The following is a 13261-nucleotide window of genomic DNA, read 5'->3' on the forward strand; positions in this document are numbered from 1 at the left end:
GAATCCTTTGCCTGGGAGTTAATGCCCGGATACCGTGAAGTCGCTAGGAGAACTCCCACCATGAACAGACTCCGATTCCTCGTCGCGGCGCTGATGGCGGCCGCGGTGCCGCTCGCCGGCGGCGGTATCGCCCGGGCCGACGCACCGGGGCCAGGCGACTCCTGCACGGTGCTGCACGCCACCACCCAGGACGCCAACGGCCGGACGATGTGGTGCAACCCGACCATGACCGGCAACCACAGCCTGGTGTGGCAGTACGGCGGGCCGTCCTAGATTTCGGCCGTCGGAGCGGCCACGCCGTCTCCGCGCTGTTCGAGCCAGTCGACAAGCGAGCGACCGGCATCGAGCACGTGTCGTTCCGCGATTGACCGGGCCCGCTTCGCGCTTCCGTCGGCAAGCGCATCCAGCAGTTCCTCGTGCTCGTTAAGCGACTGCTTCTCGTGGTCGGGAAACAGGGTGAGGAAGTTCGTCGGCACCACGCGCGCGGCTTGCCTGATCTGGGCCAGCAGGCGCGGCGAGTGCGCGGCGCGGTGAATGTCTTGGTGAAACAGCCAGTTCGCCTCGCCGATGCTGTCGTCTCCAGAACGGGAGGCGACGTCTGCCGCCAACTCGCGCAGCCTGCCGAGTTCTTCACCCGTCACGCGCTCGGCTGCCCAGGCCGCGGCCTGGCCGGTCAGCACGCCGAGGATGGTGAAGCTGTCCAGCACGTCGCGGGAACTGACGCCGATCACGGTGATGCCGCTGCGCGGGGCGACCCGGACCAGTCCCTCGAAGGACAACTCCAGCAAAGCTTCCCGCACGGGAGTCCGGCTGGTGGCGAACTCCTCGGTGATCGCGTCGAGGTCCAGCCTGGAACCCGCGGGCAATGCGCCGGTGAGGATGCGGTCGCGCAATTCACGGGCGGCGCGTTCGCGGACAGTGACCGCGATGTCGTTGGCTCCGCGCATGGTCAGACTCTACATCGCACCCCGCGGTTGATATCTGATATATTAGATGTTAGATTTCAATCATGGTCTCACGGCGAACAGACAAGATGGCCCTGGTCGCGTTCATGCAGGCGGGCAGCACCTCGGTGTACGCGGGTTCGTGGCGGCACCCGGCCACGGAGCACCGGTATCTCGATGCGTCCTACTACGCGAAGATCGGCCGCCAGCTCGAGGAGGGCTGCTTCGACCTGATGTTCTTCGACGACCGCCTGGCGATGCCGGGGGTCTATGGCGGATCGGTGGCCGAAGCGGTGCACTACGGCGCCCGCCCGGTCAAGCTCGACCTCGGCGTGATCCTCGGGGTCCTGGCGCAGACCACGACGAGAATCGGGCTGGGCGCCACCTACTCGACCACTTACTACTCCCCGTTCCACGTCGCCCGCACCTTCGCCACGCTGGACCACCTCTCGGGCGGCCGTGCCGCCTGGAACGTCGTCACCTCGGTCAACGACAGCGAGGCGCAGAACTTCGGTATCGACGCCCACCTGGGCCACGACGAACGCTACGACCGCGCCGACGAATTCATGGACGTGGTCACCGGCCTGTGGGACACCTGGGAGGACGGCGCCGTAGTGCACGAACGGGCGTCGGGCCGCTACGCCGACGCCACCAAGGTGCACGAGCTCAACCACGTCGGCCCGTACTTCTCCGCGCGTGGACCACTCACCGTGCCACGAACCCCGCAAGGCCGACCGGTTGTCATCCAGGCCGGCTCCTCCGGACGCGGTCGCGAATTCGCCTCTCGTTGGGCCGAATTGATCTTCACCGGAGACCCCGGCATCGAGGTCGCGCGCAGCCACTACGCCGACCAGAAGCAGCGAATCGGCGAGGCCGGCCGCGATCCCGCCGCAGTGCGCATCTGTCCGATGGCCTACGCGGTAGTGGGCGAGTCCGAAGCACATGCCAAGGACCGCGAAGCGATGTTCCTCAACGACCTGGTCCACCCCATGGCGTCGTTGACACTGTTGTCGGAGTTGATGAATTACGACTTCGCGCAGCACGATCTCGACGACCCGGTGACCGACGATCTCCTTGCCTCCGTCTCCGGGATTCGGGGACTGGTGCAGAATCTGCGGACCCACATCGGTGGCGACACCGTCACGCTGCGCGACCTCGCCAACCACCGCGCCACCCTCCTGCAGGGGCCCCGCTTCGTCGGCACCGGCGCGCAGGTGGCAGAGCAGATGGCGGAATGGTTTGAAAGCGGCGCCTGCGACGGCTTCGTTCTGGCCGCAACGCACCTGCCCGGCGCCTTCGAGGACGTGGTGCGCATGGTGGTACCGGAGCTGCAACGCCGCGGAGTGTTCCGCACCGCCTACGAGTCGTCGACGTTGCGGGGACACCTTGGGCTACAACGGCCTTCGAACTCTCTGGTGGGCGCCAGTGCTTGACGGGCTTCTGGTGCTCGACCTCGCCACGCTGGCAGCCGCGCCGCTCGTGGCGACCTACCTGGGCGAATTCGGCGCCGACGTGATCAAGGTCGAAGAACCACGGCACGGCGACCCGATCCGCGGCTGGGGCAACCAGCGCGACGGAGTGGGCCTGATGTGGAAGTCGTTGTCGCGCAACAAGCGGTCGATCACGCTGGATTTGCGCTGCGCCGAGGGTCAGGCGCTGGTGCGCCGGCTGGTGGAGCGCGCCGACGTGGCCATCTTCAACAACCGCCCTCAGACGTTGCGTAAATGGGGCCTCGACTACGAGAGCCTGCGCGCGGTCAACGACCGGATCGTGATGCTGCACATCACGGGTTACGGGTTGACGGGGCCGAAGAGCGAGCGCCCGGGCTTCGGCACGCTCGGTGAGGCGATGAGCGGATTTGCCCACATCACCGGTCAGGCCGGCGGCCCGCCCACGCTGCCGCCGTTCATGTTGGCAGACGGCGTCGCGTCGCTGAATGCCGCGTACGCCGTGCTGATCGCGCTCTACCACCGCGACGTGCACGGCGCACCGGGGCAGCTCATCGATGTGAACCTGATCGACCCGTTGGCCCGCCTGCTGGAGCAAACGCTGCTGGGCTACGACCAATTGGGTTTGGTGCCCGAGCGGTCCGGCAACCGGTGGGACATCTCGGCGCCCCGCAACACCTACCGAACGGCCGACGGCCGGTGGCTCGCCATGTCCGGCAGCTCACCGGCATTGGCACTGCGAGTGTTTCGGGCGATCGGTCGCAGCGACCTGCTGCAAGACGCCGACTTCTCCGACCCGCAACGGCGTCTGGCACGCGCCCGGGAAGTCGACGAGATGGTCACCGATTGGGTTGCCACCAAGACGCTTTCGGAGGCGATGGCCGCCTTCGAAGCGCACGAGGTGGCCGCGGCTCCCGTCTATGACATCCGCGACCTGGTCGCTGATGAGCAACTCGCGCATCGCGAGGTGTTCATCTCGGTCGAAGATCCACAACTCGGGCCGGTGACGGTCCAGGCGCCCGTCCCCCGCTTCTCGTCGGCTACCGGTTCTGTGGCACACCTGGGACCGCGGCTCGGCGAGCACAACGCCGAGGTCTACGGCGGCTTGCTCGGCCTGACCTCCACCGAAATCGACGATCTGCACGCGCGAGGCGTGTTGTAGCGGGAGGAAATACGCTGATGAACCATCTTCTCCGCCGCTCCGAACTCGCGGTGCCCGCGAGCAACGACAACATGTTCGACAAGGCCGCGGCGTGCGGTGCCGATTTGGTGTTCCTCGACCTCGAGGACGCGGTGCCCGCAGCGTTCAAGGAGGAGTCGCGTGCGAAGGCGATCACGGCCCTCAACGACATCGACTGGGGTCGCACCGCACGCGCGATCCGCATCAACGGCCTGGACACCCAGTGGTGCCATGACGACCTCATCGAGGTGATGACCAAGGCCGGTGACAACCTCGACACGATCATCATCCCGAAGGCCCGTCAGGCCCGCGACGTTTGGTGGGTGGACGTGCTGGTCACCCAGCTGGAAGAAAAATTGGCTCTGCGCAAGCACATTCGGCTCGAGGTGCTCATCGAGGAAGTGGAAGGCCTCGCCAACGCCGAAGCGATCGCGGCGGCCAGCCCCCGGCTGGACGCGTTGATCTTCGGCGTCGGGGACTTTTCGCTGTCGCAGGGCGCGCGGGTGGACACCAACTTCGTCCCGCTCGGCGACTACCCCGGCGACTTCTGGCATTACGCGCGAAACAAGGTGATCGTCGCGGCCCGCATTGCCGGCATCGACGCGATCGACGCGCCGTACCCGGATTACAGGGACCTGCCGGGATACGAGCGCGATGCCCGGCGGGCCTCCCTGCTCGGCTACACGGGCAAATGGGCGATTCATCCCGATCAGGTTCCCGTCGCGAACCAGGTGTACTCGCCGACCGCCGACGAAATCGCCCGTGCGGAGGGCAATATCGCCGCCTATCGCGAGGCCGAGTCCAAGGGGCGCGGGGCGGTGGGGGTCAACGGCGTCTTGGTCGACGCCGCGCATGTCAGGATGGCGCAGGAGCTCTTGGCGCGCGCCGCGGCGATCGGCGGCGGCCGCTAGCTGACCACCACCAACAAATCGCCGCCTTCGACCTGCGCGGTCTGAGACACCGCCACGCGCGCGACCTTCCCGGCCTTGGGAGTGGTTACGGCGGCTTCCATCTTCATCGCTTCGATCGTGGCGATCGTCTGGCCGGGCTCCACCTGCTCGCCGACGCTGGCGGTGACAGTGACGACACCCGCGAAGGGGGCGGCGATGTGGTCGGGGTTGGCGCGGTCCGCCTTTTCCGCGGCGGGCACGTCCGCGGCGATGCTGCGGTCGCGCACCACCACCGGCCGCAACTGGCCGTTGAGGATGCACATCACGGTGCGCAGGCCACGTTCGTCGGGATCGGAGATGGCCTCCAGGCCGATCAGCAGCTCCACACCGCGTTCCAACTCGACGCGGTGTTCGTCCCCCTGGCGCAATCCGTAGAAGAACTGATTGGCGCTCAGCCGCGACGTGTCACCGTATTGCTCACGGTGCTCCTCGAGTTCCCTGGTAGGCCCGGGGAACAGTAGCCGATTCAGGGTTGCCTGGCGGCCGGCGCCGGGGCTGGCCAGCGCCGCTTCATCGTCGGCGGACAGCTGCTGCTCCGCCTTCGCCGGACCGCGGCCATGTAATGCCTTGGTGCGCAACGGTTCCGGCCAGCCGCCCGGCGGATCACCCAACTCCCCGCGCAGGAAGCCGATGACCGAGTCCGGGATGTCGTAACGCGCCGGGTCGTCGGCGAAATCCTGCGCGGTGATGCCCGCCCCCACCAGTGCCAGCGCCAAGTCCCCGACCACCTTGCTCGACGGGGTGACCTTGACGAGGCGCCCGAGGGTGGCGTCGGCGCCGGCGTACGCATCTTCGACGTCCTCGAACCGGTCTCCGAGGCCGAGCGCGATCGCCTGCTGTCGCAGGTTCGACAACTGGCCACCAGGAATTTCATGGTGATACACCCGCCCGGTCGGGCCCGGCAGCCCGGATTCGAAGGGCGCGTATACCTTCCGGAGCGCTTCCCAGTACGGCTCCAGATCGCACACGGCGGCAAGCGACAGCCCGGTGTCGTAGGAGGTGTGGGCCGCGGCGGCTACGATCGAGGACAGCGCCGGCTGGCTCGTAGTGCCCGCAAGCGGAGCCGCGGCGCCGTCGACGGCGTCGGCGCCCGCGCGCCAGGCGGCCACGTACGTGGCCAATTGGCCGCCCGGCGTGTCGTGGGTGTGCACGTGCACCGGCAGCTCGAAGCGGGACTTGAGCGCGGACACCAGCGTCGCGGCGGCCGGCGCGCGCAGCAGCCCCGCCATGTCCTTGATCGCGAGGACGTGCGCCCCTGCCATGACGATCTGCTCGGCGAGCTTGAGGTAGTAATCGAGCGTGTACAGGTTCTCGGACGGATCGCTGAGATCGCCGGTGTAACACATCGCGACCTCGGCCACCGCCGTCCCGGTTTGCCGCACGGCGTCGATTGCCGGCCGCATCGAATCGACGTTGTTGAGGGCGTCGAAGATCCGGAAGATGTCGATTCCGGTAGCGGCGGCCTCCTCGACGAACGCAGTGGTCACGGTTTCGGGATAAGGCGTGTAGCCCACCGTGTTTCGGCCGCGCAGCAGCATCTGCAAACAGATGTTGGGCATCGCCTCGCGCAACGCCGCGAGCCGCTCCCACGGGTCTTCTTTCAGGAAGCGCAGCGCCACGTCGTAGGTGGCCCCGCCCCAGCATTCCACCGACAACAGTTGCGGCATCATCCGCGCGATGTAGGGCGCCACCCTGAGCAGCCCGCTGGTGCGCAGGCGCGTGGCGAGCAAGGACTGGTGCGCATCGCGGAAGGTGGTATCCGTGAGGCGGAGGCCGCGCGAATCGCGAAGCCAGGCCGCGAATCGCTCCGGCCCGAGTTCGGCCAGGAGCTGCCTGGAACCGGCGGGCGGGGCCGCCGACAGGTCGATGTCAGGGAGCTTGTCGTGCGGGTACACCGTCGACGGGCGCTCGCCGTGCGGCTTGTTGACGGTGACGTCGGCGAGGTAGCTGAGGATTTTGGTGCCGCGGTCGGCCGAACTGCGCGCGGTGAGCAGCTGCGGCCGCTGCTCGATGAACGACGTCGTGATGCGACCGGCTTGAAAGTCCGTGTCGTCCAGAACGGCCTGCAGGAACGGAATGTTCGTCGAAACACCCCGGATGCGGAATTCGGCGACCGCGCGCCGTGCCCGGCGCACCGCCGTGGGGAAGTCGCGCCCCCGGCACGTCAGCTTGATCAGCATCGAGTCGAAGTGGGCGCTGATCTCCGCGCCCAGCGTGGTGCCGCCGTCCAGCCGGATTCCCGCTCCGCCTGGGGTGCGGTATGCCGTGATACGGCCCGTGTCGGGGCGGAAACCGTTGGCCGGGTCCTCGGTGGTAATCCGGCACTGCAACGCCGCACCGTGCGGAGCGATCGAGTCCTGGCTTAAGCCAATCTCTTCCAGGGTCTGCCCGGCCGCGATCCGCAGTTGCGCCGACACCAGGTCGACGTCGGTTATCTCCTCGGTGACCGTGTGCTCCACCTGGATGCGAGGGTTCATTTCGATGAACACGTGATTGCCGCGTTCATCGAGAAGGAATTCCACCGTGCCCGCGCATGTGTACCCGATGCTTTGCGCAAACGCCACTGCGTCCGCGCAGATCCGCTCGCGCAGTTCGGGATCCAGGTTGGGCGCCGGTGCGATCTCGATGACCTTCTGGTGCCGCCGCTGGACGCTGCAGTCCCGCTCGTAGAGATGGATCACGTTGCCGTCGTTGTCGGCCAGTACCTGGACTTCGATGTGGCGAGGGTTGAGCACCGCCTGCTCGAGGAACACCGAGGCGTCCCCGAACGCGGATTCGGCCTCGCGGCTGGCCGCCTCGATCGCCTCCGCCAGCGCCGCGCGGTCGGTGACCCGGCGCATGCCTCGGCCCCCGCCGCCGGCAACCGCCTTGACAAACAAAGGAAAAGTCATCGACTCGGCGGCCGTGAGCAGTTCGTGCACCGAGGTCGAGGGCAGCGAGGAAGTCAGCACCGGGAGACCGGCCTCCCGCGCCGCCGCGATCGCCCGGGACTTGTTACCGGTGAGCTCGAGCACCTCGGCGCACGGGCCGACGAAGGTGATGCCGGCGGCCGCGCACGCCGCCGCGAGGTCCGGATTCTCCGATAGGAAGCCGTAGCCGGGGTAGATCGCATCCGCCCCGCACTCCCGCGCCGTCGCGACGATGTCGTCGACCGACAGGTAGGCGCGGACCGGGTGGCCCGGCTCGCCGATCTGATACGACTCGTCGGCCTTCAGCCGGTGCACGGAGTTGCGGTCCTCGTACGGATAGACCGCGACGGTGGCCATTTCCAGCTCGTAGGCCGCGCGGAATGCGCGGATCGCGATCTCTCCCCGATTGGCGACCAGAACCTTCGCGAACACGGTATTTACGATAGGGCGCGTTGCGGCGGTCCGACATACTCGCTGAGCGGGCGGATCAGCGCATTGGACGCGGTCTGCTCGATGATGTGGGCCGTCCACCCGGTGATGCGGCTCATCACGAAAATCGGCGTGAAGAATCCGATGTCGAAGCCCATCAGGTAGTAGGCGGGACCAGTGGGGAAATCCAGGTTCGGCTTGATCCCGTTGGCCTCGGCCATCCCGTTTTCCAGGACCTCGTAGATGTCGAGCCACCTCTGTCCGTCGCGGGCGGCGGCGACACGCTTGAGTGCTTCCTTCATGGTCGGCACCCTGGAGTCGCCGTTCTTGTATACCCGGTGACCGAAGCCCATGATCTTTTCTTTGCGAACCAGCTTGCCCTGCAACCACTCCGATGCCTTGTCGGCGGTGCCGATTTCGAGCATGTCGTGCATTACCGCTTCGTTGGCGCCGCCATGAAGCGAGCCCTTGAGCGCGCCGATAGCCGCCGTGACCGCGCTGTAGATGTCGGACTGGGTGGAGGTGACCACCCGCGCGGCGAACGTGGAGGCGTTGAAGCTGTGCTCGGCGTACAGCACCATCGACTGCTCGAAGGCGTCGACGACCGCCGGCTCGGGAACGTCGCCGAAGCACATGTGCAGGAAGTTCTGTGCGTAGCCCATGTGGCTGTGCGGTGCGATGGGATCGAGACCGCGCCGCCGACGCATGTCCGCGGCGACGATGGTGGGCAGCACCGCGAACATCCGCAGCGCCTTGGCGTAGTTGGCCTGCGGGCTGGCGTCGTCCTCGTCGGGGTCCTCGGCGCCCATGGAGCTGATGAAGGTGCGCACCACGTCCATCGGGTGGCAGGTGTCGGGCAACTTGGCCAACAACGACAGCTGGGACCGGTTGAGCCGGCGCGACGCGCGTTCCCGCTGGGTGAACAGCGCGAGCTGCTGGTCATCGGGTAGCTCGCCGTGCCACAGCAGATACGCGACCTGCTCGAAGCTGCAGTTCGCCGCGAGGTCCTGAACTGCGTACCCGCGGTAGGTCAATGAGTTGGTCTCGGGCACGACCTTCGAGATCGCGGTGGTGTCGACGACGACACCGGCCAAGCCCTTGAAGATGCGGGGCTTGTTGTCTTCGATGGTGCTCATGAGGTGACTCCTTCAGAAGCTTCGGTGGCGAAGTTGTAGATGTCGGAATCGAATCGGTTGTACTCGGCGTAGCGCAGCAGCTCGTACAGTCTGCTGCGGTGCTGCATCCGTTCGACAAGCCCGGATTGCGTTCCCGCATCCGCGATTTCACGAAGGCCGGCTTCGACGGCGTACATGGCCAGCCGCAGGGTCGTCACCGGGTAGATCACCACGTTGTAGCCGATGTCGGACAGCTGCTCGGCGGTAAGCAACTGCGACTTGCCGAACTCGGTCATGTTGGCCAGCAAGGGTGTATCCACGGCGGCCCGGAACTGTTCGAATTCGGCGGGCGTGTGCAGGGCTTCGGTGAAGATCAGGTCGGCGCCCGCGTCGGCGTAGGCCTTGGCCCGTTCGATCGCCGCGGCAATCCCTTCGATGCCCGCCGCGTCGGTGCGGGCGCAAATGACGAAATTCGGGTCACGGCGGGCGGATACGGCGGCCCGCAGGCGTTTGATCATCTCGCCCGCCGGCACCACGGCCTTGCCGTCCAAGTGACCGCACCGCTTCGGGTTTTCCTGGTCCTCCAGGTGGCAGCCGGCCAGACCGGCGTCCTCCAGTACGGTCACTGTGCGGGCGGCGCTCATCGGTTCGCCGAAGCCGGTGTCGGCATCGATGAAGGTGGGCAGGTCGGTGACAGAGGCGATCTGCGCCCCGCGCGCGGAGACCTCGGTCAGGGTCGTCAGCCCGATGTCGGGTAGGCCCAGGTCGGCCGACAACACCGCCCCGGACACGTACACGCCGTCGAACCCGATCTCGGCGATGAGCCTGGCCACCAACGGCGAAAACGCACCCGGAAAGCGTTGCAGCCGACCGCTTTTCAGCGCGGCGCGGAAATCCGCCCGCTTCTGCGCCGCGGGTGCCACACCGCCGATCAGCCCGCTCATCAGAAGATTCCCGGTGGGATCGTCGGCGCCTTGTCGAGCACCAGCGGACCGACCGCGATGTTGAGCGTGCCTAACGCTCCCGCCTGCAGGTCCGGAAGGGCTTCCGCCGCCGACAGGAACCGCCGTTGCTCGGATTCGCTGACGACACCGTCGGCCAACTCGGTGAACTTCGCGATGTACTGCTTGCGCTCAAACGGCCGCGCCCCCAGCGGATGAGCGTCGGCGACGGCGATCTCGTCGACGATGACTTCGCCGCTTTTCAGCGTGATCTCCGCGCGCGCGCCGAAGGCCTTCTCCGCCGGATCGGTGGAGTGGTAGCGCCGCGTCCACTCGGGGTCTTCGACGGTCGAGATTTTGCGCCACAGCTCGACGGTGTCGGGCCGGTGCGTCCGTTCGGGTGCGTAGGACCGTTCGTGATGCCATGTGCCGTCCTGCAGAGCGACCGCGAAGATGTACATCACGGAATGGTCCAGCGTCTCCCGCGAGGCGTCCGGATCCATCTTCTGCGGATCGCCTGACCCGGTGCCGATCACGTAGTGGGTGTGATGGCTGGTGTGCAGCACGATCGTCGCGACTTGGTCCAAGTCGCCGATTCGCTCACGCATCCGGCGCGCGAGGTCGATCAGCGCCTGGCTCTGGTACTCGGCCGAGTGCTCCTTGGTGTAGGTGTCCAGGATGGCGCGCTTGGGCTCGCCCGGCTCGGGCAGCGGCACCCGATACGTGTGCTCGGGTCCCGATAGCAGCCAGGCGATCACACCGTCCTCGCCCTCCCAGATCGGCGCGGGTGCTCCTTCGCCGCGCATCGCGCGGTCGACGGCCTCGATGGCCACCTTCCCGGCCCATGCCGGCGCGTACGCCTTCCAGCTCGAGATCAGGCCCTTGCGCGACTGCCGGGTGGCCGTTGTCAGGTGCAGCGCCTGACCAATGGCCTGGTAGATGGTCTCCTCGTCCAGGCGAAGCATCGTGCCCAGGCCCGCGGCTACCGACGGGCCGAGGTGCGCAACATGGTCGATCTTGTGTTCGTGCAGGCAGATTCCCTTGACCAGGTCGACCTGAATCTCGTAACCGGTGGCGATGCCGCGGATCAGGTCCGCACCGCTGGTACCGAGGTGTTGGGCGACGGCGATCAGGGCGGGGATGTTGTCACCCGGGTGCGAGTACTCCGCGGCCAGGAAGGTGTCGTGGAAATCCAGTTCGCGTACCGCGACCCCATTAGCCCAGGCCGCCCATTCCGGCGAATAGTCGCCGGCGACACCAAAAACCTTTGCGCCTTTGAATGAGTTGGGGTGGGCCTGCGCCTGCGCGCGCGCGACGGCTACCGGACGGCGGGTCACGGACGCGGCCGACACCGCAGCGTTGTCGATGATGCGGTTGATCACCATCGCCTGGGTTTCCGCCGGCACCGCAACGGGGTCGGCCGCCACCTCGGCGATCTTCCACGCCAGGTGCTCGCTACGCGGAAAGTGCTCGGCGCTACGCCGAGTACGGACGTCATGTATGCGCATAGGCCGCACAGTACGCAGCCGGGGATGCCGGGTAAATGCCCTAAAGAAGCGTAATTTTGTGTCCTTATCCCCAGCTTTTTGCGAATGTTGCGAAAGCGGGCCGGCGTATCGTAAAGCGCGTGGTGAAGACGTTCGCCGGTGCGCGGCTGCGGCGGCTGCGGGAAGACCACGGGTTGACCCAGGTGGCGCTTGCGCGCGTTTTGGGGCTGTCGACCAGCTATGTCAACCAGCTCGAGAACGATCAGCGCCCGATCACGGTGCCGGTACTGCTGACCCTTTCCGAGCGGTTCGATCTTCCGGCTCAGTACTTCGCGCCGGATTCCGATGCGCGCTTGGTGTCGGACTTGCGAGAGGTGCTCGCCGAGGGTCCTGTGACGGCCGCACAAATTGAGGAACTCGTCGCCCGCATGCCGGTGGTCGGTCAGACGTTGGTCAATTTGCACCGCCGATTGCACGACGCCACCGCGGACCTCGAGGCGCTGCACAGTCGGGCCAACACCGAGACAACGGCGGCGCCTCAGCAGCCCATGCCCTTCGAAGAGGTCCGAGACTTCTTCTACGATCGCAAAAATTACATCGGCGAACTGGACCTCGCGGCCGAGGAATTGTTCGACTGCCACCGCCTCCGGATCGGCGGCCTCGACGCCCAATTGGCGCGGCTGCTCGACGACCAACTCGGTGTCGCAGTGGTGATCGACGATGGCCGGGCACTTAATCCCAACTCCAAGCGCCTCTTTCACCCCGAGTCAAAGACGTTGTACCTGGCCCGCTGGCTGCATCCCGGCCAACGCGCGTTTCAGCTCGCGACCCAGATCGCGCTGCTTACTCAGGCCGAACTGATCACCGGCCTCATCGCAGGCGACGATCAGCTCAGCGACGATGCCCGTGGCGTGGCGCGGATCGGCCTGGCCAACTACTTCGCCGGCGCCCTGCTGCTCCCCTACCTGAGGTTTCTCGACGCCGCCGAGAGCGTGCGCTACGACGTCGACCAATTGGCACGGCGGTTCGAGGTGGGCTTCGAGACCATTTGCCACCGGCTGTCTACCCTGCAACGCTCCGGCGCGCGCGGAGTGCCCTTCATCTTCGTCCGCACCGACAGCGCCGGAAACATCTCTAAACGGCAGTCCGCCACGGCCTTTCACTTCTCCCGCGTTGGCGGAAACTGCCCGCTGTGGGTGGTGCATCATGCTTCTTCCCGTCCCGGCGAGTTCTTGACGCAAGTTGCTCAGATGCCCGACGACCGCACCTATTTCTGGATCGCGCGGACCACCACGGCCGAGCGCCGTAGCTATCTCGGCCCCGACAAGAGCTTCACCATCGGGTTGGGATGCGACGTGGCCCACGCCGAGAAGCTCATTTACTCGGTCGGCGTCGACCTGACCAACGGCGAAGTCGTGGTGCCTATCGGCGCCGGGTGCAAGATCTGCGACCGTCCCGCCTGCCCCCAACGCGCGTTTCCCTACCTCGGCCACCCTGTGCACGTGGACCCGCACACCAGCACGGATCTGCCGTATCCGCCTGTGCTCGCGCCTTAGCCACCGCGGCACGTGCAGCCTCTCGACGCCGTGGCCGCCTCGATCGGCGACCTAGGGAACCAAGCGGTTGACTTCTTCAATTCCGTCTACGGCCAGGTACTCCACTGGATCAACCGCGTCGAGAATCTGGTGGCCAGCGTGGTCGTCGCCCTCATCTTCGGCTTGATCGTCGCGTTCATCCTCGCGTTTCTTCTTCTGATGGCTTCTCGCCGGTTAGTGAATACTTACGTCTAGTCGATTCTGAGAGGTTCGCCGATTCTGCGCTTTTGCCTCGGACGACGGGTGTTTGATGCTGAGCTGTC

11 protein-coding genes are annotated in these 13261 nt (G+C 66.5%); 6 read left to right on the plus strand and 5 right to left on the minus strand.

What is annotated here, in order from left to right:
* The first annotated feature begins 60 nt into the window (after positions 1–60).
* Positions 61–273: a hypothetical protein gene (locus AWB89_RS05625; protein WP_139830723.1), complete on the plus strand. Its 213-nt coding sequence runs from the start codon at positions 61–63 to the stop codon at positions 271–273.
* Here AWB89_RS05625 and AWB89_RS05630 read toward each other — a convergent pair.
* A complete protein-coding gene (locus tag AWB89_RS05630; RefSeq protein ID WP_085099602.1) occupies positions 270–947 on the minus strand; it encodes a GntR family transcriptional regulator in 678 nt (225 codons plus the stop codon). The genes AWB89_RS05625 and AWB89_RS05630 overlap by 4 nt on opposite strands.
* Positions 948–1009: 62 nt before the next feature.
* Between AWB89_RS05630 and AWB89_RS05635 the strand changes: the two genes are divergently transcribed.
* From AWB89_RS05635 to AWB89_RS05645, 3 genes are read left to right on the plus strand one after another with little or no spacing between them, the layout of a single operon-like run.
* Complete coding sequence (locus AWB89_RS05635) at positions 1010–2377, plus strand: LLM class flavin-dependent oxidoreductase (RefSeq protein WP_085099599.1); 1368 nt, start codon at positions 1010–1012, stop codon at positions 2375–2377.
* Positions 2370–3554, plus strand: coding sequence for a CaiB/BaiF CoA transferase family protein (locus AWB89_RS05640; protein WP_085099596.1), 1185 nt, complete (start codon positions 2370–2372; stop codon positions 3552–3554). The genes AWB89_RS05635 and AWB89_RS05640 overlap by 8 nt, the downstream gene beginning before the upstream one ends.
* A 17-nt stretch (positions 3555–3571) precedes the next feature.
* Positions 3572–4483: an HpcH/HpaI aldolase/citrate lyase family protein gene (locus AWB89_RS05645; protein WP_085099593.1), complete on the plus strand. Its 912-nt coding sequence runs from the start codon at positions 3572–3574 to the stop codon at positions 4481–4483.
* Here the strand turns inward: AWB89_RS05645 and AWB89_RS05650 are convergent.
* The 4 genes from AWB89_RS05650 to prpD are packed head-to-tail and all read right to left on the minus strand — an operon-like array spanning position 4480 to position 11424.
* The gene (locus AWB89_RS05650; protein WP_085099590.1) at positions 4480–7863 is read right to left on the minus strand and encodes a pyruvate carboxylase; all 3384 of its coding nucleotides are present in this window, start codon (positions 7861–7863) and stop codon (positions 4480–4482) included. The two genes, AWB89_RS05645 and AWB89_RS05650, sit on opposite strands and share 4 nt — an antisense overlap.
* A 5-nt stretch (positions 7864–7868) precedes the next feature.
* Positions 7869–8996 (minus strand): bifunctional 2-methylcitrate synthase/citrate synthase, encoded by a 1128-nt coding sequence (locus tag AWB89_RS05655; protein WP_085099587.1) that lies wholly within the window; start codon positions 8994–8996, stop codon positions 7869–7871.
* Complete coding sequence (prpB, locus tag AWB89_RS05660; RefSeq protein ID WP_085172147.1) at positions 8993–9919, minus strand: methylisocitrate lyase; 927 nt, start codon at positions 9917–9919, stop codon at positions 8993–8995. The genes AWB89_RS05655 and prpB overlap by 4 nt, the downstream gene beginning before the upstream one ends.
* Positions 9919–11424, minus strand: coding sequence for a 2-methylcitrate dehydratase PrpD (gene prpD, locus AWB89_RS05665; RefSeq protein WP_085172148.1), 1506 nt, complete (start codon positions 11422–11424; stop codon positions 9919–9921). The genes prpB and prpD overlap by 1 nt, the downstream gene beginning before the upstream one ends.
* Before the next feature lie 119 nt (positions 11425–11543).
* On the opposite strand from prpD, the gene AWB89_RS05670 reads away from it, so the two are divergent.
* Positions 11544–12959, plus strand: a complete 1416-nt coding sequence (locus AWB89_RS05670) for a short-chain fatty acyl-CoA regulator family protein (protein WP_085099578.1) — start codon at positions 11544–11546, stop codon at positions 12957–12959.
* A 30-nt stretch (positions 12960–12989) separates the two neighbouring features.
* Positions 12990–13193, plus strand: a complete 204-nt coding sequence (locus tag AWB89_RS05675; RefSeq protein ID WP_142282458.1) for a hypothetical protein — start codon at positions 12990–12992, stop codon at positions 13191–13193.
* The last annotated feature ends 68 nt before the right edge of the window (positions 13194–13261 follow it).

It is taken from the genome of Mycobacterium paraense, from assembly GCF_002101815.1.
Lineage (GTDB): Bacteria > Actinomycetota > Actinomycetes > Mycobacteriales > Mycobacteriaceae > Mycobacterium > Mycobacterium paraense.